This window comes from Enterobacter sp. UNJFSC 003 (assembly GCF_036903355.1).
Lineage (GTDB): Bacteria > Pseudomonadota > Gammaproteobacteria > Enterobacterales > Enterobacteriaceae > Enterobacter.
This window is the reverse complement of the sequence record NZ_JBAKHK010000258.1, coordinates 1-254: the sequence shown is the minus strand read 5'-3', so window position 1 is coordinate 254 and position 254 is coordinate 1. Positions and strand designations below refer to the sequence as shown.

The 254-nt window shown below is 51.6% G+C and carries 1 protein-coding gene; it reads left to right on the top strand.

Annotated features, from left to right (window positions below; translation table 11 throughout):
* Positions 1 to 88: 88 nt before the first annotated feature.
* On the top strand, positions 89 to 254 hold a 166-nt coding region (locus tag V5P19_RS24050), incomplete at its 3' end, for a hypothetical protein (RefSeq protein ID WP_334408059.1).

Below are 254 nucleotides of genomic sequence, written 5' to 3'. Positions count from 1 at the left end.
CTGGTAAGTTTTCAGATAGCGCCTCTCTTAATGCCGCTGCGATCGGGTATACTCGGGCGGCAATCTGGGATTTCCGGGGGGAGACAATTTGCGCGTAAGTCGCTCGTTAACAATCAAGCAGATGGCAATGGTGGCAGCCGTTGTCCTGGTGTTCGTTTTTATTTTTTGCACCGTTTTGCTGTTCCATCTGGTCCAGCAGAATCGCTATAACACGGCTACGCAACTGGAAAGCATTGCTCGCTCTGTCCGCGAAC